General features: G+C 47.2%; 19 protein-coding genes. 6 read left to right on the top strand and 13 right to left on the bottom strand.

The genetic code is table 11. The features are described 5' to 3' along the window. Window positions 1–249: 249 nt before the first annotated feature. From AC4BAP_RS17960 to AC4BAP_RS17970, 3 genes are all read right to left on the bottom strand, one after another. Window positions 250–1,071: an aminotransferase class IV gene (locus tag AC4BAP_RS17960; protein WP_490584062.1), complete on the bottom strand. Its 822-nt coding sequence runs from the start codon at window positions 1,069–1,071 to the stop codon at window positions 250–252. A 288-nt stretch (window positions 1,072–1,359) separates the two neighbouring features. Then, on the bottom strand, window positions 1,360–2,481 hold the full coding sequence (gene dprA / locus AC4BAP_RS17965; RefSeq protein WP_490584063.1) for a DNA-processing protein DprA: 1,122 nt from the start codon (window positions 2,479–2,481) through the stop codon (window positions 1,360–1,362). A 23-nt stretch (window positions 2,482–2,504) separates the two neighbouring features. Then, the gene (locus AC4BAP_RS17970; RefSeq protein WP_490584064.1) at window positions 2,505–2,852 is read right to left on the bottom strand and encodes a MerR family transcriptional regulator; all 348 of its coding nucleotides are present in this window, start codon (window positions 2,850–2,852) and stop codon (window positions 2,505–2,507) included. Between the two features lie 201 nt (window positions 2,853–3,053). On the opposite strand from AC4BAP_RS17970, the gene alaS reads away from it, so the two are divergent. The 3 genes from alaS (at window position 3,054) to AC4BAP_RS17985 (ending at window position 8,352) form a co-directional block, all read left to right on the top strand. After that, complete coding sequence (gene alaS, locus AC4BAP_RS17975) at window positions 3,054–5,687, top strand: alanine--tRNA ligase (protein ID WP_490584065.1); 2,634 nt, start codon at window positions 3,054–3,056, stop codon at window positions 5,685–5,687. An 84-nt stretch (window positions 5,688–5,771) separates the two neighbouring features. Then, window positions 5,772–7,229, top strand: a complete 1,458-nt coding sequence (gatB, locus tag AC4BAP_RS17980; RefSeq protein ID WP_490584066.1) for an Asp-tRNA(Asn)/Glu-tRNA(Gln) amidotransferase subunit GatB — start codon at window positions 5,772–5,774, stop codon at window positions 7,227–7,229. 10 nt (window positions 7,230–7,239) lie between these two features. Beyond that, entirely contained in the window at window positions 7,240–8,352 is a 1,113-nt protein-coding gene (locus tag AC4BAP_RS17985; protein WP_490584067.1) for a redoxin domain-containing protein, read from the top strand. Between the two features lie 182 nt (window positions 8,353–8,534). On the opposite strand, the gene AC4BAP_RS17990 is transcribed toward AC4BAP_RS17985, so the two are convergent. From AC4BAP_RS17990 to AC4BAP_RS18000, 3 genes are all read right to left on the bottom strand, one after another. Continuing rightward, complete coding sequence (locus AC4BAP_RS17990) at window positions 8,535–9,179, bottom strand: hypothetical protein (RefSeq protein ID WP_490584068.1); 645 nt, start codon at window positions 9,177–9,179, stop codon at window positions 8,535–8,537. Between the two features lie 9 nt (window positions 9,180–9,188). After that, a complete protein-coding gene (locus AC4BAP_RS17995) occupies window positions 9,189–9,722 on the bottom strand; it encodes an acyl-CoA thioesterase (protein ID WP_490584069.1) in 534 nt (177 codons plus the stop codon). A gap of 100 nt (window positions 9,723–9,822) precedes the next feature. Continuing rightward, window positions 9,823–10,485: a protein-L-isoaspartate(D-aspartate) O-methyltransferase gene (locus tag AC4BAP_RS18000; protein ID WP_490584070.1), complete on the bottom strand. Its 663-nt coding sequence runs from the start codon at window positions 10,483–10,485 to the stop codon at window positions 9,823–9,825. A gap of 180 nt (window positions 10,486–10,665) precedes the next feature. On the opposite strand from AC4BAP_RS18000, the gene AC4BAP_RS18005 reads away from it, so the two are divergent. Further along, a complete protein-coding gene (locus tag AC4BAP_RS18005) occupies window positions 10,666–11,253 on the top strand; it encodes a riboflavin synthase (protein WP_490584071.1) in 588 nt (195 codons plus the stop codon). A 585-nt stretch (window positions 11,254–11,838) separates the two neighbouring features. Here the strand turns inward: AC4BAP_RS18005 and AC4BAP_RS18010 are convergent. From AC4BAP_RS18010 to hemF, 4 genes are read right to left on the bottom strand one after another with little or no spacing between them, the layout of a single operon-like run. Then, complete coding sequence (locus AC4BAP_RS18010; RefSeq protein ID WP_490584072.1) at window positions 11,839–12,771, bottom strand: DUF4249 family protein; 933 nt, start codon at window positions 12,769–12,771, stop codon at window positions 11,839–11,841. Between the two features lies 1 nt (window position 12,772). Then, complete coding sequence (locus tag AC4BAP_RS18015; protein ID WP_490584073.1) at window positions 12,773–15,151, bottom strand: TonB-dependent receptor; 2,379 nt, start codon at window positions 15,149–15,151, stop codon at window positions 12,773–12,775. 50 nt (window positions 15,152–15,201) lie between these two features. After that, complete coding sequence (locus AC4BAP_RS18020) at window positions 15,202–15,774, bottom strand: phosphatase PAP2 family protein (protein ID WP_490584074.1); 573 nt, start codon at window positions 15,772–15,774, stop codon at window positions 15,202–15,204. A 6-nt stretch (window positions 15,775–15,780) separates the two neighbouring features. After that, a complete protein-coding gene (hemF, locus tag AC4BAP_RS18025; RefSeq protein ID WP_490584075.1) occupies window positions 15,781–16,680 on the bottom strand; it encodes an oxygen-dependent coproporphyrinogen oxidase in 900 nt (299 codons plus the stop codon). A 255-nt stretch (window positions 16,681–16,935) separates the two neighbouring features. On the opposite strand from hemF, the gene AC4BAP_RS18030 reads away from it, so the two are divergent. Continuing rightward, entirely contained in the window at window positions 16,936–19,014 is a 2,079-nt protein-coding gene (locus AC4BAP_RS18030; protein ID WP_490584076.1) for an alpha-ketoacid dehydrogenase subunit alpha/beta, read from the top strand. Between the two features lie 240 nt (window positions 19,015–19,254). Here the strand turns inward: AC4BAP_RS18030 and tamL are convergent, their stop codons facing one another. Beyond that, on the bottom strand, window positions 19,255–21,657 hold the full coding sequence (gene tamL / locus AC4BAP_RS18035) for a translocation and assembly module lipoprotein TamL (protein WP_490584077.1): 2,403 nt from the start codon (window positions 21,655–21,657) through the stop codon (window positions 19,255–19,257). A 29-nt stretch (window positions 21,658–21,686) separates the two neighbouring features. On the opposite strand from tamL, the gene AC4BAP_RS18040 reads away from it, so the two are divergent. Beyond that, complete coding sequence (locus AC4BAP_RS18040; protein WP_490584078.1) at window positions 21,687–22,457, top strand: TrmH family RNA methyltransferase; 771 nt, start codon at window positions 21,687–21,689, stop codon at window positions 22,455–22,457. A gap of 430 nt (window positions 22,458–22,887) precedes the next feature. Here the strand turns inward: AC4BAP_RS18040 and AC4BAP_RS18045 are convergent, their stop codons facing one another. Together AC4BAP_RS18045 and AC4BAP_RS18050 are read right to left on the bottom strand one after the other, a co-directional pair. Next, complete coding sequence (locus AC4BAP_RS18045) at window positions 22,888–24,018, bottom strand: outer membrane beta-barrel protein (protein ID WP_490584079.1); 1,131 nt, start codon at window positions 24,016–24,018, stop codon at window positions 22,888–22,890. Between the two features lie 12 nt (window positions 24,019–24,030). Beyond that, window positions 24,031–24,897 (bottom strand): hypothetical protein, encoded by an 867-nt coding sequence (locus AC4BAP_RS18050; protein WP_490584080.1) that lies wholly within the window; start codon window positions 24,895–24,897, stop codon window positions 24,031–24,033. Window positions 24,898–24,902 lie beyond the last annotated feature (5 nt).

Here is a 24,902-nt window from a genome sequence, read left to right on the forward strand (position 1 = left end):
ACAGGAAAGCGGTGCAGGAACACTCCCACGCCGCTTTACCGCATCCGATTGGCACTGGCCAACCTCTTCGACGAACTTAGCTATTACTCTAGGTTAAAAAGTTCGGGATGATTCATGTTTGAAGGGGGTAGGGGGATGATAATCGTTTGTCAAATCCCCTCCTCTGCATTAGCCTAAACGGAGAGTTTTGAGCTAGCGAGAAAGTTCCTGAATGAAGAAAATCTGGCTATTTTGTACCCAGCCTTCTTTTTATACTTCAGAAAATAAATCTCTGTGAAGCTGATGTAAGAAAGCCTCGTCCTGCTGAAGTGGCTCTCCATTTATGCTTTCTATACTTTTGATACCGGTTACATTGGCAGCAAACACTATATGTGCATCATGAAGCCTTTGCGGAGAAAAGTAAGCCTCATGCACCTTCATATGGTTTTTTCTGCACCACCGGAGTAAGTTTCTTCGGGCAATGCCGTTTACGCAACCCGTATCGAGGGCTGGAGTAAAAAGCTTATTGTCCATCATCCAAAAGAGATTGGAAGATATTAGCTCTGAAACTATACCTTGTGCATTCAACAATAGCATATCGTCGAAACCAGTTTGCTTTTTCTCCAGGCCGGCCAAAGTATAAATCTGGGCATTTGGTCCTTTAAAATGGGAGAAAGGCGAACAGATGGTGCGTATATTTTGGCAAATACCTATACTTATACTATCGGGGTGCAGGGGAGTAGCAGGCTGTACAGTTGCAAGCCAATCTATCAGGTTTGTCTCTGGAGTATACAACCCAGCACCAGCACGCCATACTTTAAACTTAAGTCGGCCATGTTCTAAGGCACTATTTTCATCGGCCAATTGTAAAAGCCGCTGCTCAAATGCCGGTTCGCAAAAGTATGCTGGTAACTCCAATTGCAGCGCATGGGCTGCTTCCTGCATGCGGTCTAAATGGTCCGGCCAAAACCGTAACCTGCCGTTTACAACCATCACCGTCTCAAAGAAACCATCACCATACTGAAAAGCACGGTTAGTTATAGGCAAACACAGTTCCTGCTCAGGTATAAACTGGCCGTTGTAAAGCAACATCTTCTTTAGTTAAGAGTTATGAGTTTAAAGTTAAGAGTACTTATTGTTAATTGTTAATTGGAAATTGTTATTTCTTATTTGTAGTCTGATTAGGGCTTAATAAAATCAGCACAGCTTGCCCTTGCTGCATATTATCACCAGCAAGTACTATAGCCAACACCGATTAATCATTGGTGAAAAACACCAACAATGGCGGGGAGTACTTATTGATAATTGATAATTGCTGATTGTTAACCCACAGAAATATAGAAGAGAAAACAACCACTCATAACTTTTAACTCATAACTCTTAACTAATTAGAGCGAATTTCTTCCCTGGTTTGGCTTTAACCATTCCTTTAAACTCGAGGCCTAAGAGTACGGAGGCCAGCATACTTACCGGGATCTGGGATTTCCAGCTGAGGTTATCCATGTGCTCTTCGCCGTTTTGTTGCAGCACTTGTAGCACTTTAATTTCGTCCTCGTTAAACTCGGCTGGGTCAAATGTCTTGGATCTCGATTTTTTTGTGGCAGCTTCATCTTCCAGGTCCCAGTTAAGCAACTCAACCAAATCCTGCACCGAAGTATAAGCCACTGCTTTGAGTGATTTGATGAGGTAATTGGTGCCTTCTGAAACCGGGGAAGTGATGTTGCCCGGCACGGCCATTACTTCTTTGTCATAGCCATGGGCCAGGTCTGCGGTAATGAGGGTGCCGCTTTTTAGGGCAGCCTCTACTACAATGGTGCAATCCGACATACCGGCAATGATACGGTTACGGGCCGGAAAACGTGGGGCATCGGGTTTTGTGCCAAAGGTATTTTCGGTAAGCAAGCCACCTTGCTCCAGCATACGCTCTGCATACTTGCGGTGTACGGCAGGATATACGATATCTGGTCCGCTGGCCATTACGCCAACCGTTGGCAAACCAGCCTGCAGGGCTGCCCTGTGTGCAACAACATCTACGCCATATGCCAGTCCGCTCACGATAAGGGCATTATATGGCTTCAGGTTTTCGATGATCTTCTCGGTTACAGATGTGCCATAACTGGTTATCTGTCTGGTGCCTACAATGCTGATGATGCGACGCTGGTTCAGGTTGCCGTTACCTTTGAAGAATAAAAGGGTAGGGGCATCGGCGATTTGCTTGAGCCTGTCGGGGTACTTTGGCGAAGTATAAAATAGAAGCTGCACATCCTGTTCTTCAGCCTGCCTTACAATCTCCTCTGCCTGATATAGCGCATGTTTTGCGCCCTCCTGTATGTTTTTCAGAAGTACATTGCCTATGCCCGGCACTTTGCTGAGCTTGGCGGCATTGGCCTCAAACACCGCTTTCGGCGAGCCACAATAGCTCACCAACTGCCGTGTTAGCTGGGCGCCAACACCGGGCAGCTTTGTCAGGGCTACTTCGTATAAATTTTGCTCCTCTACCATACGGTAAAGTGCTTACGTAGCTTTTAGGCTTTGGTATTCAGCTGATCCTTAATGCCCACCAAAAAAGCCTTCACCTTCTCCAGCGACTCAATGATCTCGATCTTATCCTTGGTCTGCACGGACTTATTTTTCAGTACCTCCTTGGCGCCTTGTATGGTATAACCACGCTCTTTTACCAGGTGGTAGATGGTGCGCAGCGTTTCGATATCCTGCTTGGTGTACTGGCGGTTGCCTTTCTTGTTCTTCTTGGGGTTAAGTTGCTCAAACTCAGTTTCCCAGAAACGTATTAGCGAGGCAGCCACATCAAACATTTCGGCAACTTCGCCGATGGTGTAGTACTGCTTTTCTATTTCTCTTTCTTTATATGGCATGGTTGTGCTTCGGTTAAAGTATAGCAGCTGTGTATTTTTCGGACAGATGCTACGGTTTAAGGCTAAAATATGCTACTTTTGCCTCTAATAAGCTTTTTGAGCCTCACCAAACAGGGGTGATTCTCTAAGGCAAAATTTCTATATTTTTTGTTATTAAACAACAAGTATAGCCATAAGTATCTAAAGGCTTAATAATCATACATGAACTCAGCTGAGATTAGACAAAAGTTCCTGGATTTCTTCGCTTCGAAGCAGCACCAGATCGTGCCTTCGGCCCCAATCGTGGTAAAAGACGACCCAACCCTGATGTTTATCAACTCGGGTATGGCGCCGTTTAAAGATTACTTTCTGGGCAATAAACCTGCACCAAATAAACGAATCGCTGATACCCAAAAATGCCTACGCGTAAGCGGCAAGCACAACGACCTGGAGGAAGTAGGTTACGACACATACCACCACACCATGTTCGAGATGCTGGGCAACTGGTCGTTTGGCGATTACTTTAAAAAGGAGGCGCTGGAGTGGTCTTGGGAACTGCTGACGGAAGTATACAAGCTGCCCAAAGACAGACTATACGTTTCAGTTTTCCAGGGCGATGATTCTGAAAACCTGCCAATGGACCAGGATGCCTTTAACATTTGGAAATCTATGATCGCTGAGGATCGTATCCTGATGGGCTCCAAGAAAGACAACTTCTGGGAGATGGGTGATACCGGCCCGTGCGGTCCTTGCTCGGAGATACACGTTGACTTACGTACGGATGAGGAACGCGCTCAAGTAGACGGTAAGACTTTAGTGAACAACGACCACCCACAGGTCGTTGAGATCTGGAATAACGTGTTTATGGAGTTTAACCGCCTGGCTGATGGCTCTCTGGTAAAACTGCCTGCACAGCACGTGGATACCGGTATGGGCTTCGAGCGTTTGTGTATGGCTATCCAGGGCAAGCGTTCTAACTATGACACCGATGTTTTCCAGCCGCTTATCCAGTATGTTGCCAAAGAGGCTGGCGTAACCTATGGCGAAAACGAGAAAACAGACATTGCGATTCGTGTAATATCTGACCACATTCGTGCCATTGCCTTCACCATTGCCGATGGACAGCTGCCGTCCAACAACAAAGCTGGTTATGTGATCCGTCGCATTCTGCGTCGTGCGGTGCGTTATGGCTTTACTTTCCTTGATTTTAAAAAGCCTTTCCTTTACAAACTGGCCGAAGTTCTGGCTGATCAAACGGCACATATCTTCCCGGAGCTAAAGCAGCAGCTAAGCTTTGTACAGCGTGTGATCGAGGAGGAAGAGAATGCTTTCCTAAGAACGCTTGAGAACGGTCTGAAGCGTCTGGATGTCTTAGAGGAAAGCTTTAAGCAGAACAACAACACCATCGATGGCAAAACCGCCTTCGAACTCTACGATACCTTCGGTTTCCCGCTGGACCTTACCGCCCTGATTGCCCGTGAAAAAGGCTTTACAGTTGATGAGGCTGGCTTTGGTGTAGAGATGGAGCAGCAGAAGAACCGCTCTCGCAATGCCTCTGCCACAGAACAAAGTGACTGGGTTATACTTCAGCCAGACGTGGTAAACGAGTTCATCGGTTACGACTGCGATACTTCAGCTTCGCACATCGTGCGTTACCGTCAAGTAAAGGCTAAGAATAAGAACGAGTACCACATTGTGCTGGACAAAACACCTTTCTATGCCGAGAGTGGCGGACAGGTAGGTGATACCGGTTACCTTATCTCTGAGTCAGAGCAAATTGAGGTACTGGACACAAAGAAAGAGAACGACCTTATACTTCATATCACTTCTAAGCTACCTCAAAATGTAGAGGCTAATTTTAGAGCTGAGATTGATTCTGAGCGTCGTAACTTAATTCGTAAAAACCACTCTGCTACACACTTACTGCATGCAGCCTTAAGGTCTGCTTTAGGTGACCACGTGCAACAGCGCGGCTCACTGGTTAACGAGAAACTATTGCGTTTCGACTTCTCACACTTTGCGAAAGTAGAGGAGGCAGAGCTTCGCCAGATTGAGCACATGGTAAACGAGCGTGTTCGCCAGTCTATTCCACTGGATGAAAGCCGTAACGTGCCTATTGAGGAAGCGAAGAAGATGGGTGCCATGGCCCTGTTCGGTGAGAAGTATGGCGACTTTGTGCGTGTAATTTCTTTCGGAGAAGACCACTCAGTAGAACTTTGCGGTGGTACACACGTGCTGAACACAGGTAATATCGGTTACTTTAAGATCGTGTCTGAAAGTTCTGTGGCAGCGGGTGTTCGTCGTATAGAGGCTATTACCGGTGCAGCAGCGGAAGATTACATGCAGCAGCAGGTAAACGAGCTGAACGCTGTACGCGAGGTAATGAACACGCAGAGCAATGTTTCGGGTGCCGTACAGAAGCTGCAGGATGATTATAAAGCTCTTCAGAAGCAGCTGGAGCAGTATGAACTAAAGCAATTGGGTAGCCTGAAAGATACGCTGGCGCAAAATGCACAGCAGCTGAACGGCATCAACTTAGTAGCGGAGAAGATAGAGGTTAGCTCATCGGATTATTTGAAGAAACTTGCTTTCGACATGCGTCAGGTGGTAGATAATCTGGTGTTGGTGCTTGCTGCTGAGATAGACGGTAAGCCACAGATCGCGGTAATGCTTTCGGATAACCTGGTTGCTGAAAAGAATATGAATGCCAGCCAGATGGTACGCGAACTTGCCAAGGAAATACAAGGTGGTGGCGGTGGTCAGCCGTTCTATGCAACTGCTGGTGGTAAGAATACAGCTGGCCTTGCAGCAGTACCTGGTAAGGCGGTAGAATTAGTTAAATCAATGACGAATTAATAATGATTAATCAATAATGAATGGTGACTAATGGGAAATGCACATTAATTACTCATTAGTCACTATTCATTAATCATTAATACAATGGATAAAGCAATAAGAGATAAATACCAGGCGATTATCGGTCTGGAAGTGCACGCGCAGCTTTTAACGGAGAGCAAAGCATACTCTTCAGACTCTACTGAGTATGGCATGATGCCGAACACGAACCTAAGTGCCATTACCCTTGGCCACCCAGGTACGCTGCCACGCGTTAACAAAAAAGTTGTGGAGATGGCTGTGAAGATGGGCATTGCTACTAAAAGTGAGATAACCCGATACAACATCTACGCTCGCAAAAACTACTTCTACCCAGACCTTCCGAAAGGCTACCAGATCACACAAGACAAAACGCCTATCTGTACTGCCGGTCATATCATGATTAAAGATGCAGAGGGTAACGATAAGCGCATTGGCATCACCCGCATCCACATGGAGGAAGATGCCGGTAAATCGATGCACTTGCCTGGTGAGATTGAAACATTGGTAGACTTTAACCGTGCCGGTGTACCGCTTATCGAGATCGTATCTGAACCAGACATTCGTGACTCTGTAGAGGCATATAACTACCTGATGGAAGTGAAGCGCCTGGTGAAGTACCTTGACATCTGCGACGGTAACATGGAAGAAGGCTCGCTTCGTTGCGATGCCAACATCTCGGTGATGCTAAAGGATTCTCCGCTTTGGGGTACCAAGGTAGAGGTGAAAAACATGAACTCGTTCCGTAACGTGCAGCGTGCCATTGAGCACGAGATTGAGCGCCAGATTATGGTGCTGGAGAACGGCGGAAAGGTAGACGGAGAAACGCGTAACTTTGATGCCAACACAGGCACTACCACGGCTATGCGTTCCAAGGAAACCATGAACGATTACCGTTACTTCCCGGAGCCGGATCTGCAACCGCTTGTAATTGAGCACGAGTGGTTGGAGACTGTGAAGGCTTCTATGCCGAGCCTGCCACAAGAGCTTTACAACCGTTTTGTAAATGAGCTGGGCTTGCCAGAGTATGATGCCGCTGTATTGACCGATGCCAAAGAGATTGCTTTATACTTTGAGGAGCTCTGCAAAGAGACTACTAACTACAAAGCAGCCTCTAACTGGATGATGGGTCCTGTGAAGTCATACTTAAATGAGTTGCAGTTGCATATCAACGACTTCCCGCTTGCACCGGAGCAGATTGCGCAACTTATCACGCTGGTAGATGAAAATAAGGTAAGCCACTCGATTGCCGCCAAACAGATTTTCCCGTACATGCTGGAGCACCCAGATGCTACTGCACTAAAGGTAGCCGAAGAGCAAAACTTATTGCAGGAGTCGAATACCGACGAGCTTGCCCAGATCGTTAATGAAGTACTGGCTGCAAACCCAGCCAAAGTAGAGGAGTATAAGGCAGGTAAGAAGTCTCTGGTGGGTATGTTTATGGGTGAGATCATGAAGAAGACGAAAGGGAAAGCGGACCCTAAGCTGGCCAACCAATTGTTACAAGCAGGACTAAACGCATAAACTCAAATCTATGAAATTGAAAAAGTTCGTATTTGCCGCATCTGCCGCTGTGCTTCTGGCAGCTTGCCAGGGCAAAGAGTCTACCTCCAACGAGGCTGGTGGCTATGTAATCCAGGGTAAGTTTGAAAATGCTGCAGCCGGCCCGGTATACCTCTATGAGCTGGGTGAACAGCAATTTATACCACGCGATACAGCCCAGATCGACAAAGACGGTACTTTCAAATTTGAAGGAAGTGTGGAAGAGCCAACCTTTTACCGTATTGCCCTAGATCAGCAAAACGGTGTAATGGTGGTGCTGGATAGCGGTAAAATTAAGTTAAACGCCGACGCCAAAGACCTGAATGGTACGGTGCAGATAGAAGGCTCTGAAGAATCAGTGCTTTTCCAGAAGCTGAACAAGCTGGTGAATGAGAACCGCATGAAGCAGATGGAAATGGAGCAGCGCTTTAACCAGGCTATGCAAAACGGCAACGAGGAAGAAGCTGAGAAAATACGTCAGGAGTACCAGGCAATGCAAAAGGAAACAAAGAATTTCCTGGCGCAGCACCCGGCTTCCATCGTGTCTGCCTTCGGTACGGCAAGCCTTATTGACCCTGTAAACGATTTTGCTTTTGCCGACAGTATGGCTAACCTGTACACGCAAAACATCCCGAACTCTCAGTACACCAAGAGGCTGAATGATCGTCTGAAGCCACTTCGTTCTACGGCTATTGGCCAGACGGCGCCGGACATCTCGCTACCTACACCTGATGGTGGCACCAAGTCGCTTTCGTCGCTTAGAGGCAAGTATGTTTTGATTGACTTCTGGGCAAGCTGGTGCGGACCATGCCGCGTAGAGAACCCGAACGTGGTAAAAATGTACAACAAGTATAAAGGCAAAGGCTTCGAGATATTTGGCGTGTCGCTTGACCAGAACAGAGACAAATGGCTGGCTGCCATTGAAAAAGACAAGCTAACCTGGCCGCATGTTTCTGACCTGAAAGGGTGGGAGAGCAGCGCCGCGCATCTTTACAACGTTACAGCCATCCCACAAACAGTTTTGGTAGACCCGCAAGGTAAGATAATTGCTAAAGGACTAAGAGGAGATGCACTGGAAGAGAAATTAGCCAGCCTTCTGAAATAATGCTGATAAACCAAGTATAAAAAGAGAGCGGCCCTTCTGATGTGAAAGGCCGCTCTCTTTTTTAATTCTATTCAGTAGATAAAGTTGTTTATCGATCCGGTATGTTAAAGAAAGACGCAAAGTATTGCGTCTCTGCAAAACAGTTTAACTACTCACCGCTAAATCATTAAAATCAACCTTAATCACCGGTTAAAGACCTTTTGCAGTGCCCCCCACAGTAGCTTTTTATGCTCTACATCATGCTCCAGCATAGCCAAAGCCTGCGAGAATAGTACCGGCACATTACCAACTAATACCGGGTTGTATAGCGTGAACTTTTCGTGTGGTAGATCGGTGTCGAGACGGCTGGCAAAGCTGATGATGTAGTTCACTTCCAGTTCCTGCTGCATGTCCTCGAACCTGGCAATGGCTCCAGAAACGTTATTCAGATAGGCAACATCAGTTGGCTTTAACCCTATAGCCCCCAAAATCTTGTTCAGAAACTCCAGCTGCGGCAACTTTGTAAACTCCTCTTCTGGCAGGGTAACAAGTATAACTACCCCTTTCTGGTTTTCACCAAGCGTTTTATACTTTGCAGGCTTGTCTGTTTGCGCAGTAGCTGGAAGCTTGGGCAGGCTAGGGGTAGGCTTCGGTTTCTGCTGGGCTGTTGGCACCGGTGCTTCTGTTTGCACAGCAGGAATTTCACTTGCAGGTGTTTCAGCCTGCTTCGTAGTTTCCTGTTCTGGCTCAGGATGCACAGGCATATCCCCGTCAACCAGGTAAATGGTTTCGGGAATAAAGTTCTTCAAAAACTCACCGCTAAGCTGGTCTGCCTGTAATCCTGCCATACTTTAAAACTACCCTTGTGCCTCTTCTTTGATGTCGAATATAGAACGAAGCTCATTTGCCTCGCTTGGTTGCATACGTCCGGCAAGTACCAAACGCAACTGACGGCGACGCAATGCACCATCATAAAGCCTGATCTCTTCTTCTGTTTCAGGTATCGCTTCCGGAACATCAATCGGGTTGCCCAGCTGGTCAACGGCCACAAAGGTGAAGAAGGCCTGGTTTGATTTTACTTTTTTACCGCTTGGGATATCCTCTGCATACACTACAATGTGTACTTCCATAGAGGAGTTGAAGGCGCGTGTCACTTTTGCCTCAAGTGTAACCACGTTACCTAATTTTATACTTTCAGAGAAAGAAACGTTATCTACAGATGCCGTAACCACAATGCGGTTAGAGTGCTTCTGCGCAGCGATCGCTGATACAATGTCCATCCAGTGCATCATGCGGCCACCCATCAGGTTATGCAATGTATTGGTATCGTTTGGCAATACCAGTTCCGTCATGATAACGTAAGAATCCTGTACTTTTTTCTGTTTACGCATTTTACTTATGCCTTAATTGTTGGCACAAAGATACGCTTCTGCAGGCAAAGCATAAAATATACTTTGTTAAGTATAGGTGATGAAAAGGAAACTACGTTACTTAAAAACGCTCCGACTCCCAACCGGATTTACCCAGCAAAGGCACAAATTTGAAGCTGGAGAATTCCTCTTTTGTAAATTCGTTTTCCTCTACGCGTGTTATGCGCAGCATTTTCTGGCTGCTTTCGCTGCCAACCGGTATCACTAAACAACCACCTATGGTCAGCTGCTGCACTAGCGCTTTGGGCACGCCGGGCGCACCTGCTGTTACAATTATCTTATCATAAGGCGCGTGCTGTGGCAAGCCTAAAGAGCCATCGCCGTGGAAAGCATGCGGCTGTAAGCCATACTTTTTAAAGAAGAGTTGCGCTTTTTCATACAAGGCGCGGTTATACTCGATGGTATACACATGCGGGGTAATTTGCAAAAGCACCGTGCATTGGTAACCAGAGCCGGTTCCGATCTCCAATACCTTATCGCCGGGTCTTAGCTGCAGAAGTTCTGTCTGGAAAGCCACTGTATAAGGCTGGGAAATGGTCTGTCCTTCACCAATCGGGAAGGCTTTGTCCTGATAGGCCTGCTCCAGAAAAGCCTTTTCAAAGAAAAAGTGGCGCGGAACAGCCTCAATAGCAGCTAAAACACGTTCATCGCGTATGCCTTTTTCGCGCAACTGGTTTATTAAAGCACGGCGCATGCCACGGTGTCTGTAAGAGTCTGTCTGCATTGGGTTAATATTAGTAGCCTTGGTTGATAATTCCACTCTCAACTTATACTTACTCAAAGGCAATTAATAAGTTATTTGCGAAAATAAGCAACCAAAGTATAAAACGTACATCAAAATAGCTTAAAATCCTGCTCAAAGTATAGAAAGCTTGTAAATTTGAACTTCACAAACACGCAAACCATGTTTACAGGAATAATAGAGGCATTAGGCCAGGTAACCGATATACGCCAGGAAGACACGAATAAACACTTTACGCTTACCTGCCCTTTCACAAATGAGTTGAAGATTGACCAGAGTCTTGCCCACAACGGTGTTTGCCTTACTGTGGTAAGTATAAATGAAGATGTTTATACGGTAACTGCCATCGATGAGACCCTGAAAAAGACCAACCTGAACAACCTGAAGGCTGGTGATAAAGTGAACCTGGAACGCTGCATGCAGGCCAATGGTCGTTTCGACGGACACGTGGTGCAGGGCCACGTAGACCAGACGGGTATTTGCGAATCGGTGGTGGATGAGAATGGCAGCTGGATCTTCACTTTCAGCTACGATGCCAGTCTGGGTAATGTAACCGTAGAGAAAGGCTCAATTTGTGTGAATGGTATTAGCCTGACGGTCTTCAACTCAAAAGAAAATTCCTTTTCGGTTGCCATTATACCTTATACACACGAGCATACCAACTTGCATACTGTTAAACCCGGTGATGTCGTGAATCTCGAGTTTGATATCATTGGGAAGTATGTTGCCAGGTTGTTGGGGAAAAATTAATTTTGAATGAGTGGGTGAGTGCATGAGTGAATTTTTTGCAGTTCCTATTAAAACCACCTCTGCGAATTTACCTCACCCCAACCATTTCTTAAGAACAGGGGAGGGAGTTTTCAGTAAACGATTGACACACCCCTACCCCTCTCAAGAGGGGAATCTCGGCCGTTACAGAAGGGAAGTATAAGTTTCATGGCTTACAGCGTTCCACGGACAGGTCGCGACCTGTCCCTACAAATCTGATTTCAACTATTTCTCCAGCTGCAAAAGTTGCTTACGAAGAAGTGTCCATCCCAGCCTTTGGGTGGGGGAAGGGGCCCTCGATAAAGAGCGCCTTGTAGCTGTTGCGGTGCCGAACGGAGTGAGGTAGCCGGAGCAGAGCTAAAGAGGGCCCCTTCCCCCGGCAGCTTCAGGTACACCGCGTGATGCCCGAAGGCGAGGCCACGCGGCCTTGAGCGCACCAAAGTAAACTATAAAACTGTAGACTATTAAGACTGAGGATAATTAGCAGCTAGATAAGAAGACAGAATAACAATTGCGCTAACTGTCAACCCCTCAGCTTTGGCTAAAACCTGCTTCTGACCCTTTCACTCACTCAATCACAATACCATGATACGTAACCCCATAGCCCCCCCAAATGCCCAGGCCGCCCTTAATATTTGACCGTGTCGTATTTGGCGAACCAATAGGGCTGCCGTTGCTGTTTTGCTCGCTTTCCAGGGTGCTCCAAAAACGGAAATGAGCCAGGTCAATGGCAGCCCATCTTACAATCACGGTATCGCCTTTCCCAAAGTACCCATAAAGGTCGCGGTTGATTTCTTTTTGGCCGCGTGGCTCGCCTCTGTCTAACGGAAAAGAGATAGAGCTTCCGTTTATAAGCTCATCGTTAAACACAGAACCGAGTAAACCCGGGTAAAATGGTTCGCTGTTTCGCTTTGTAAAATAACGCACACTATTTCCCAGGGTGTCCGGATCGGTATACTTATACATGAGCACCCGAAGGCTGTCCTCCTGAGGGTCCGGGTGAGGCGCTGTCCAGAGGGAATCAATAGGATTGATATTCGGTATTGTGGTAACAGCCGTTAAAACTTTACCCTCATGGCTGATCCTGAGCCTGTAGCTTTTTCCTAACTCGCCTTTTAATTCAGTGGTGGTGTAAATGTAAAATGGAAATCCGCTGCTACCGTTTAATAGTTTTTCAGAAATGCCAAACTGTATTGCAAGTTGCTCTTTAAGCTCCTTTGAAAAAGCCGCTGAAGGCAGTTCCTGCAAGGTATATGTTTTATCGCCAGTACTTACGGTTACTTGCGCATTATGCACAAAGGCATTCTCTAAAGTGGCTGCAGATACATCGGCAAAAACAGGCACGGAACGGGTTAATACCACAATCGGATGGGTGCCCTGCTCAATATGGCCTTCCACTACCAACTGCGGCTCACCTTCCGGTATGTCCAGTGTCAAGTTCTCTTCGCAGCCGCTAAGCCCCAGCAGTATGAGCAAAAGTATAACAGGTAGATGCTTCATGTTATTTCCAGCTGAAATTCCAGGTTACCGATGGCAATGGAAACGGAATGATCGATACTTTTTTGGCCTGCAGCTTGATCTCTTCGCTGTAGGCTAATCCTTCGTTGTCTATGAAGTATAAAAACGGGTTACGGCGACCATACACGTTGTAAATCGAAAAAGTAAAGCTGTTCCGGATATTCTTGATCTTGCCTGCCTCCAGGGTAGCAGCCAGGTCCAGGCGGTGTGTTGGCTCCATCCGGAAACTGTTTCTGTCGCCGTACTGGTACACCACGTTTCCTTCAATAAAATACCTGCGCGATGGCAGTGTGGTAGCCTGACCTGTGCCGTACACAAAAGAGCCGCCAAAGGTCCATTTATCATTGAGTTTATAGTTGGCCACTACCGAAAGATCATGGCGCCTGTCGAATCGGGCAGGGAAGGTTTCGCCATCATTCAGATCCGGGAAAGTGCGTGTTGTCCGTGATAAAGTATACCCTATCCATCCCTGCAGATTCCCGAAATTCTTTCTCAGAAATAACTCCACGCCATATGACTGCCCCGATCCGCTAACAAACTCGTATTCCAGATCGCGGTTACTGGGGCCAGGAACAAAACCCTCCCGGTACTCCAGTTGGTTCTCCATGTCTTTGTAATATACTTCAACAGAGCCCTCAAACTGGTTGTCCAGCATACTTCTGAAATAACCCAAAGCATACTGCGTTGCCAACTGCGGTCTTACAATGGCAGAACTAGGCACCCACACATCCAGCGGCAATGTAGTATAGGCATTCGAAACCAGGTGCAGGTATTGTGCGGAACGAGTAAAAGCGGCTTTTAAAGAAGACTTGCTGTTGATGGAGTAACGCAAGCCCACCCGTGGCTCCAGGTTATGGAACGACTTTACCGTTTCATTGTCGCGGAAATTGGTGGAATCGGTAACCTGTTCGTTCTGGTTAAACCGGTACAGGCTAAAGGGACCGACCTGAGTAAAATAACTGCTTCTCAAACCAAGGTTCAGTAAAAGTTTATCCGTCAGGTTCCAGTCATCGGAGATATACAGCGCAGTTTCGTGGGCATACTTTGGCCTGATGCGGTTTGTGAAGAAAGCATCACCATCTACGCCTTCTGCTTCGCCGGTACGCGGCCTTAAAGTATGATAAGTATACTGCAAACCATACTGCAGGTGATGTCTTACGTTGGGCGTATAATCAAAATCCAGGTTGAAACTGTAATCCCGGACGCCTGTTTCGAGCACAGTAGTATAACCACCGTATTCCCAGGTAAATTCAAAATTATAGTTACTGAGCAATGCCGTGGCGTCCATAAATAATTTATCGCTGAAGAGATGGTTCCAACGGGCTGTGGCACTGGCATTTCCCCAATAAAAGTCTGAAGTGAAGCGTCCGTCTGATAAGTTTAGCGTGCCTTTGTCGCGGCCATAGTAGCCACTCAGGTAGAGCCTGTCTTTATCTGATAAAGTATAAGTTAGTTTACCGTTCAGGTCATAGAAAAAGTATGGCACGCCGCCCTGCTCTGTGTTTTTCAGGAATGGGTCTGTGAGTACATCTATATATGTCCTGCGTCCTGAAAGTATAAACGAGGCTTTTTCTTTGGCAATCGGGCCTTGCACGGTAAGGCGGGAGGCGATCAATCCGATTCCGCCGTCGGCGCTAAAATCTGTCATGCTGCCGTCTTTCATCTCCACATCCAGCACCGACGACAACCTGCCGCCATACTTTGCCGGCATGCTGCCTTTAATTAAAGTGGTGTTTTCGATTGCGTCGCTGTTGAATACAGAGAAGAAATTGAGCAGGTGACCGGGATTGTAGATCGTGGCCTTATCCAGCATGACCAGGTTTTGGTCGGGACCACCACCACGCACGTAAAACCCCGTGTTCCCTTCGCCACCAGACTGCACGCCAGGCATGAGTTGTATGGTCTTCAGAATATCGATCTCACCAAACAATACCGGAAGTGTTTTAATGGTCTCCAGTGGAATATCCAACTGGCCCATGGCAGTGCCTTGCGTGATAGGTGGCTGACGGTTGGTTACAATCTCCACCTCTTGTACGCCTATACTTTTGGGCTTCAATTCTATATCCAGCTGCCTGTTGCGGTTAAGCGATACGGTTCTTTCCAGGTCGTCATAACCTAAATAACGAATAACAAGAGTATATGAGCCAGGAGGAGCCGTAAGGGTATACATGCCACTAACATCCGTGACAGTGCCGTTTTCGTGCCTTTCTTTCAGAAACAGCGTGGCACCGGCAAGGGCATCGCCAGACTGCGCATCTGAAATATGGCCGGAAAGCGTAAAGGCTTGCTGCGCAACAATTGTGTTACCAGTTGCAAAAAAAAGACAGCAAAAAAGTATAAAAGTATAGCGTAATGTGCGCAAAATACGTGCTTTGATTTACCACAATGGAAACAGGGCTGTGTGGTAAAAGTTTAACGCACAAAAGATGGGTATTTGTTCAGAAGTATAGTATAACCAAGTGAGCAAACATAAGCCAGAAAAGAGCCTAAAAGGGCCCCGCCAATCACATCGCCGGGGTAATGCACACCCAGGTAAATGCGGCTGTACGACACAACCACTGCCCATACAATAAGCACCACCTTAAAAACTGCGTATCTGTCGGAAAGTATAAGATTAAAGAAAACTGCCAGTGCAAAGCTGTTGGCAGCATGCGACGACATAAAGCCAAACTGCCCACCGCAACCTTCCACGATGTTTACAAATTCCGAAAGCGAGGCGTCGTGGCAGGGGCGCAGCCTGGCAAAGTATGGCTTAAAAATGCCAGAGGCAATAAAATCTGATAAGCCAATGGCGATCAGCACCATGACCAACATCAGAATGCTCTGCCTCCGGTAGCGCCACACCAGGTATACTATCAACCCCAGGTAAAAAGGTATCCAAACCAGCTTCTCCGAAACAAACACCATTATGTTGTTCCAGAACGGGCTTTGCATGTCGTTCAGGTATAGAAATAGCTCTTTATCCAGTTGCTCGAGTGTCTCCATCCAGGTTTACTGCACGTGCAGCCAGTCAATGTCTTTTTTAAGGTAAGCCTGCGTTTTTTCTTCGGCGCTGCCAGGCTCAGGTATAAAATTATAATGCCAGGAGGCATGCGTAGGCAAGCTCATCAAAATAGACTCTATTCTGCCTTTGGTCAACAAACCGAACTTAGTGCCACGGTCATACACCAGGTTAAACTCCACATAGCGGCCACGGCGTATAAGTTGCCACTGCTTTTCACGCTCACCGTAAGGCAAGCCGCGGTTCTGGTTGATGATAGAAGTATAGTATGGGATAAAAGCATAGGCCACGTCCTGTACAAAGGCAAAGCGGTCTTCAAGACTGATCTCATCGGTAGCCATCAGCCTGTCGAAGAAAATGCCGCCAACGCCACGTGTCTCTTCACGGTGCTCGTTGTAGAAGTAATCGTCGGCCCACTTTTTAAACTCCGGATAGTAACTCGGGTGATGTTTGTCGCACACAGCTTTCATTTGTTCATGAAACGAACGCGCCTGCGCCAGGTCAAGGTAAATAGGGGTGAGGTCGATGCCACCACCAAACCATGCCTGTCCGTTGCCGGCCTCAAAATAGCGCACGTTCATGTGTGTGATGGGCACCATAGGGCTGTGCGGGTGCATTACCACTGAAACGCCAGTAGCAAAATAAGCAGGGTCGGGCATCTGCAGCATTTTCAGAAACTGAGGCGAAAGTTCGCCCTGCACAGCAGAAAAGTTAACGCCTCCTTTTTCCAGCACATTGCCATTCTCGATCACACGGGAAATACCACCGCCGCCGCCTTCGTGCTGCCACTCATCGGCATTAAACGTGGCTCCACCGTCGCACTCTTCGAGGGCCTGGCAAAGGTCTTTCTGAAACTGGCGCATAAACGCCTCTACTTTATCTCGAAACATACTAGAAGGACTTAAGATGTAAGACACAAGACAAAGGACATCCAAAAAAATTTATCAGTATTTATTATTCTGAATAGATGGTCGAATTAAAATCTGAACATGAACACAAAAAAAGTCTTGTGTCTTGTGTCCGATATCTTGTGTCTTTAAAACGCAGTTGCAAAATTACCGATAATTGCCATAGTACCGAAGCTATGCGCAGGATTTTAGAAAAAGGACTGAAATTCGTATTTTCGGGCAAAAGATTCGCATCATATGTCAAAAGATACCCTGGAAGCAACTAAGCTGGATATTGATCTGCTTAAAAAAGCTTACCGACTCATGATTACTGCCAAGACCATGGCAGACACCTATGAAGAAAATAAAGCCATCTGCAGCAAGTATGTACACAGTACCTCGCGCGGACACGAAGCCATACAGTTAGCTGCCGCTTTTCAGTTGCAGCCGTATGATTACGCCTCGCTGTACTACCGCGACGATTCTATTTTGCTGGGTATGGGCTTACAGCCTTATGAACTAATGCTGCAGCTGATGGCGAAAGCCGATGACCCGTTCTCGGGAGGTCGAACATACTATGGCCACCCATCATTAAAACGCGAAGGTTTCCCGACCATTCCGCACCAAAGCTCTGCCACTGGCATGCAGGCCATACCGGCTACTGGCATGGCGCATGGCATTGCTTACCTGGAAGGGCAGGGGCTGCTCAATGCCGATGAGAAGCCGGTAGTACTGTGCTCGCTTGGTGATGGTTCGGTTACAGAAGGCGAGGTGGCTGAAGCGTTCCAGATGGCTGTGCTCAAGAATTTACCTATTGTGTACCTGGTACAGGATAACGACTGGGGCATTTCGGCCACGGGCAAGGAAATGCGCGCCATGGATGCCTACGAGTATGCGGCTGGTTTTAAAGGGATGGAGCGCCTGCGCGTGAACGGTTCTGATTTCGAAGAGTCGTATGAGGGGATGAAGGTTGCCTTTGAATATGCCCGTAAAGTACGCCGACCTATACTAGTGCATGCTAAAGTGCCTTTGTTGGGGCATCATACTTCTGGTGTGCGCCGTGAGTGGTACCGTGGCGACAACCTGAACCAACACGCCGTAGATGATCCGATTCCAAAATTGCGCCATGCACTGCTTAATGCTGATCTTACTCAGGAAGATATTGACCAACTGGAGCAGGAGGCTGTGGCTTGCGTAGCCGCTGATTATCACAAAGCATTAGAGGCGCCAAACCCGGAGCCGGCTACGTTTGACCAGCACGAGTTTGCACCAACGCCGGTAACCGAGGAAAAAGGCGAAAGAGCACCAGCCGGCGCAGATAAAGCAATCATGGTGGATGCCGCTCTCCATGCTGTGGATGATATTCTTCGTACTTACCCTGAAGCCTTATTTTACGGCCAGGACGTAGGCGGCGAATTGGGTGGTGTGTTCCGTGAGGCGGCCTTGCTTGCTAAAAAGTATGGCGATGCCCGCGTATTCAACACCCCGATACAGGAAGCATACATTGTAGGCTCTACGGCGGGTATGTCGGCGGTTGGTGCCAAAGCTATTGTTGAGATCCAGTTTGCCGATTATATCTGGCCAGGTATAAATCAATTGGTGGAAGAGCTTTCCAAAAGCTGCTACCTGAGCAACGGCAAGTTCCCGATACAGTCAGTTATCCGTGTACCAATAGGTGCATATGGCGGTGGCGGTCCTTACCACTCTGGAAGTATAGAGTCCACGCTTCTGAACATCAGAGGTATAAAAGTGGTATTCCCGAGCAATGCTGCGGATATGAAAGGCCTGATGAAGGCTGCTTTCCTGGATCCGAACCCGGTGGTGATGCTAGAGCATAAAGGTATATACTGGTCTAAGGTTCCGGGCACCGAGGATGCCAAAACAGTTGAGCCGGATGAAAACTACATACTGCCGCTTGGCAAAGCCAACATTGTGCAGCACGCCGACGAGAAAGAAATGCGTATGGGCAACAGCTTAACTGTCATTACCTATGGCATGGGTGTTTACTGGGCTAAAACGGCAGCAAAGCAGTTCCCGGGCAGCATCGAGATCGTAGACCTGCGCACGCTTAACCCACTAGACTACGATACTGTAAAAGCATCTGTAGAGCGTCATGGCAAGGCTTTGGTTCTAACAGAAGAGCCACTCATGAACTCCTTCGCAGAGTCGCTGGCAGGCCGCCTATCCAAAGACTGCTTCCAGAAGCTGGATGCCCCAATCTATACTTTAGGAGCCGCAAATCTACCGGCGATTCCGCTTAATGTGGAGCTGGAGAAGATGATGCTCCCTAACCCGGAAAAGGTTGCAGCAAAGCTTGAGGAGTTGCTGAATTATTAGGTCTTAACCGCAGATTAATGGGGATTTTATGGATTAAGTAAGATTTCTCTCAATAACGTAAAAATGAGAAAGCCAGCAAATTATGCTGGCTTTCTCATTTTTGTTTAATGCTTCTTAATAAAGCTCTTCAATGTCTTTATCCCGAGATTGTACTTATGAGATTCGACAAAGCTTGTACGAAATCCTTCCAGTCCATAAAATCCCCATTAATTTGTGGTCTAATCACCATTAATCACCGGTCTAGAAAGGATAACCGATACCGATGTTCAGGGATGTCTGGTTGTTGCGGGTGAAGATCTGGGAGAACTTGAAGTTATCCAGTACAAATCGTTGGCCGCCAACTTCGGCGGGGTCTATTACTTTGGTGGCGATGTCGAAGCGAAGTACTACCACCGACAGGTCGAAGCGAATGCCGAAGCCTGTGCCAACAGCCAGTTCCTTGTAGAAACGCCCAAACTCAAAATTAGCACCCGGCTTAGAGGGGTCTTTCTTTAACTCCCAAACGTTACCGGCATCCACAAATACGGCCCCGTTGATAAAACTGAAAAGATTGAAGCGATACTCCGCACTGCCTTCCAGTAATACCTCGCCGGGCTGTTCCGCATTAAAATTGCGCGTAACAATGGTGTCGCCTTCCACAACTGTTTGTGACGTTGTAACATAAGAGCCCAAGCCAAGCCTACGCGACTGCCAAGCCCTTACACTGGTGGCACCGCCTGCAAAAAAGTGCTTGTCGTATGGCAATACATTGGAATCTAAAATTGGCTTTGCCACACCCGTATTGATGCGATAGGCAAAAAGACGCTTGCCACCAAGCGGAATATAACGGCGGTAATCCGGGTTGATGCGGGCGTACTGGAATGTGCGCAGGTCCCCGAGGTTCAGGTCAAGACCAAGCTCCTGCGTCAGACCTCCTAACTCCACACTCGTCCTGAAGTACCTAGCGTTTCTGGTCTGAGCAAAATCGTTGGTATTGTAAATAAAGTTGAATGACATGAATGAGAGCAAGGCACTCTCAAAACTCTCTGCCAAAGACCTGCTGTTACTGAAACGCTCCAGGAACCTGATAAAAGTAGAATCGACGCGGCTAACCTGTATGATGTTGAAGTTTACCGGCGAGAAAGTATACTGCATCACAGGAGGCATAGACGGGTTGCGGTAACGCTGCCAGATGTAATCCAGGCCCAACTGGTAATTAAGGCGCTTGTACTCGGTTCTGTCTTCTGAAGACAAGCCTGTGAAAAGCCTGGTTCTCGGATTAAGGTCGGAGAGGAGGCTTTTGTTTGTAAAAGGCACAAGTATAACCGGAAACGTTAACGACACATTGCCGCCATATTCCTTGATCATAACAGTTTCGCCATCCGACTCCGGGTCAAGCGAGATCTGTCCTTCCAGGCCGCCATAAACCCCGATGTCCAGGTTCTCGGCTCCACCAAAAATATTGCGCACCCGTAACCGCACGCTGGTAAAAGGCCCCGGCTTTCGCTCTGTAAAGTTTATACCTACCTCGGTTGTCTCCTGAAATTTTTTGGCAGGCACGGCATTAATAAAGGCGTTGAGTTGGTACACAGAATCGGTAGGGGATATTACCTTATTGTACAGCACATTGTTAAACTGGAACACATCCAGGTTAGAAAGCTTACGTTGTGTGGTGGTAGTTTGTAACTGGCTGTAAGGCAGACCAGGTGCTATATCAATTTTCTGGTTCAGGATCTCCGGGGAATAACGGTGCCGGTAAGCCAGGTAATTAATGCCGTTATACTTTATCGTATCGCGCGGTATGCCAAAGCGGTCCACGTCCGATTTAAAGTATACGTTTTTAATTCGATAAACCTTGTGCTGCTGTCCGTTTTCCGGGTTCTGAATAATAGTGTTTACCTGGGCAAAATTGCCTGCCGTCGTGGTGTCTATCTCGAAGTTGATATAGGCTCGGGCAAAATCATAATAGCCCCGGTTACGCAGCAGGTTATAAAGTCTGTCACGCTCACTGGTGAGTACATCCTCGTCGTAAATGTCGCCCAGTTTCAACAAAGACCTGTCGGTGTTCCTGAGCACAATTCGCTTTATGGCAGTATCCGGAATGGTATAGGTAAATTCCGAGTACCGGTAAGGTGTATTTTCGTTGATGTTTAGGGTGATATAAACAAGTTTGTCACGCTTCACCTCTTTGGTGTAGCTTACCTCGCTGTTAAAATACCCGTTGGAGTTCAGGAAGATCTCTATCTGATCAACGGTGCGCTGCATCTGTACAGAATCATAAATGGCAGGGGGCTCACCGATCTGCATCAGGAAATTACCTTCTTTCAGCTTTGTCTCCAGGCGTTCGATCTTGTTCTCATACTTGTTCCGGATCTTTACAATTTCGGTTGTATCGGTGCCGGCTTCCTTAATTTTAAGGGCGCGTTTTGCCTCCAGTTCTTTAATATTTTCCTGTATCTCCGGCGGATCGTAAAATTTTTTGCCAAAATTATAAAGGGCCAGGTAAGGGGCCGAGCCAAGCACCAGGCGGTTCGGTTCCTGCCTGTAAAGGCTCTGAATTGCAGTGGGATCCACGTTGTCCAGGCCCTTAGGTTTTATACTTACCAGCAGCTGTTCCTTCTCGCCGAGGTAGCGTGTAGGCACACAGCTTGCAAAAAGAAGCATTGTAAATACAAGGGCGTATATGTATACTCGTGATATCAAACGTCTATCCGGCTATGTTCTCGAAAGCAGTTGTAAAATACGTTAAATCCCTGCAAGTAAAAAAATACCGCAGCCAACACCAAGCCTTTGTAGTGGAGGGCGCAAAAAGTGCGCTGGAGTTACTGCAGTCCGACTTCGACATACAGTACCTGTTTGTAACGGAGTCTTTCCAGAAAGAAAATGCCTCTTTGCTATCCAAAAGTATAAAGTATGAGGTAGTTACAGAAAAAGAACTGGTGGCGGCAGGCACTTTCTCCAGTAATAACGCGGCCCTTGCAGTGGCAAGTATGCGCAATGTGCCACCCTTAACCCTGCAGCCACATGATTTTGTTGTTGCCCTCGACGATATACGTGACCCTGGCAACCTGGGTACTATTATCCGGATCGCGGATTGGTATGGCATAGAAAACGTAGTATGCTCCGAAACATGCGCCGATTTTTACAACCCCAAGGTTATCTCTTCCACCATGGGATCCTTTACCAGGATCAAGGTGCATTACCTGAACCTTGAAGACTGGCTGGCGCAGCACCACGACAAGTATAAAATTTACGGGGCTTCACTTGCAGGCGAAAATCTGCACCGCATGCAGTTAAAGCCGGAGGGCATTTTAATACTAGGCAACGAGGCCAACGGCATACGCCCCGAGGTTGCCAGACAGGTAAACCAACTGATAAAGATACCAGCCTTCGGTAAAGCAGAGTCGCTAAATGTGGCCACGGCCACGGCCATTATCATCGATAACTTTAAGCGTAACGCATAAAAGTAGAAAGACAAAAGATTATTTGACAAAGGACCGCTTGATAAAGAAGCTGTTTAGAGTTTTGATCAAAAGTACAAAACCACCATTGGTGGAGTTTTTCACCAGCAATTAAAAGTCACTGGCTATTATACTTGCTGGTGATAACACGCAGCAAGGGCAGGCAGTGTGGATTTTAGTAAACTCTAAACAGGCTCAAAGAAAGTTACCTGTAGATAACAAGTATAAAATTCTGGTTGTACTTGAGGAACCCCAGCATGGTATAACAAAAAGAGGAGCCACTGAAGCTCCTCTTTTTTCTCACCTTATTCACAAACATTTTATACTGCTAAAAGAAATCACCTTTATACTTCAGGTACATTTTTTTCAGGTCTGAAGCACTGCTAAGGTATACCTCTTTTGATCTTTTATCAGCCGGTCTTTTGTCCAAATGCTAGTTCAGCAATCTTAGACCAAAGCTGATCACATTAGCCTGCGGACCACGGTTGTCTTTGAACACATCGTTCATATTATACTTCACGAACAGGTTCAGGTTTCCGTATCCGATGATTCCCTCCAGACCATACTGAAAATCGCTCAGGTTGAAGTTATCACGGGTTTTGTCTTTCTCTGTTTTACCGTCTTCCTCATACTTTAGTTTTGTGTGGCTGCCTAAACGGTATCCGGCAAAACCACCTGCGCCGATCACAAAACCGTCTTTCCCGTTCTCACGCTTAAATTTCAGCATCGGCATGATCGGCACATTCACAGAGGAGTAGGTTAGTTTAGATTTCTCGAAGTTGCGCTCAGCATCCTCTGTAAAAACAGTCACTTTATTAATGTCCCTAACCACAATGTCATCATCAAACATAAAGTTGTTGAAGGCGAACTCGAAACCTGATACGATGTAGAACGGACTCTTACGACCACCGATCTGGTTGTTCAGGTGCAGGTTAAGGCTTACATACCTTGAGCCAAGCGTTTTCAGGTCGGGAACCTGCGTGTCGTCTGTGTCAACTAGGCTGTTGTAGCCCAGGTCGATGTCGAAGTTGAACTTGGTAGGCTTGTAATGCATTTCTTTGTGCACCTTGCGGGTACTGTCGCGCTGGGCCTTGTCAGGTATGTTCACGTTCACTTTCGTGTCATCGCCGTCTTCTTCCACTTCCACGTCAATCTTAAAGGATTTGTTGATGCGGATCTCGTGGCGTTCTTTTTTTACCTCGCCGGTTTTCTTGTCCTGCTCCTGCACGGTTACTGTTATGTGCTCCGATTTTCCATCAGCAGACTTTGCGGTGTTGAACGTAACGGTCATGTCTTTCTTGCCGCCAGTGGTGTTTTCCATTTTATCTACCTGGTCAACATACTTGTTCAGTTCGCGCATCAGAGAGTCCAGGCTGTAGTTCTGGAAGGCTTTCAGCTGCTCTATGTTCTGGAGTTGAAGTATAAGCTTAGCTCCGTTGGCCATCTTCACTACAATGGTGTCCTGCTCTGAAGTGAGGCGTTGTTTTACGGTAAGGCCGCCTTTGGCAGACACACCGGTGACTGTGGCCATGATGATGGCCATGATTAGTAGTACTCGTTTCATGGTTTTTGTAGGTTAGAGATTAATTACTTTAGATAATTTCTGTTTCCCGATCTGAGTTTCCAGCGCCACTCTGTCGGCTTTGATACCAAGGGCTGCCAGTTCTACCTGCTCGCCGTTGGCCAGATTGCGAGCCTGCTTAAAAATGTTCTTAGCAAGCCTGGCTTTCTTCTCAAAACCACTCTCATCCGCCGCTTCCTCAGTTGCTGTGGCAGGGGTTGCAGCGCGTTTTATAATGATCTCAACAGGCTTGGCATTCAGATCTGCGCTGGCTGCCATGGCAGCAGAGGCAATGGGTTTGGCTATTGAGGCCTCCGTTTCAATTGCCGCTGGTTTTTCAGCTGTCGGGGTGTTACTGGCGATGGCCTGCTGCACATCTGCCTTCGGTTTTACTTCTGCTGCCACTACGCGGGCTGTTTTTGTTTGCTGTACAGCTTTTGTTGTTGCCTTTGCAATAGTGGCAGGTTTATCAACCGTTTCTGTAATCTTAGATGCAGGGGTTGCATCGTCGGTTGCCTGGGGTTCAGAAATTTTTTCAGTTTTTGTTTCGGCCTGTGCTATGGTCTCTGTTGCTGGCACGGTAGAGATCGGTGTTTCCTGCAGTACAGGTTTTTCCTGCTGCACCAGCGCATCGCTTACCTCCGGCGTAGACTTGATGTTATAGAAAACAACGCCCACTGTAAGCAACAGCGAAAGCGTGGCCGCCACAGACGAGTAGATCCACATAAAACTGCGTTTCTCTTCCTCTTTCTCAGGTTTTATATGGTGAGGCAGCTCAGCTTCCATTCTGTCCTGAAGCCTGTTCCAGAGGTAGGCGGGAGGAGTGGGAGAGGTGTTGCCCAAACGCTCCTTAAATATTTTGTCTATTTCTTCTGGTCTCATGGTAT

The organism is Pontibacter sp. GD7 (assembly GCF_058216375.1).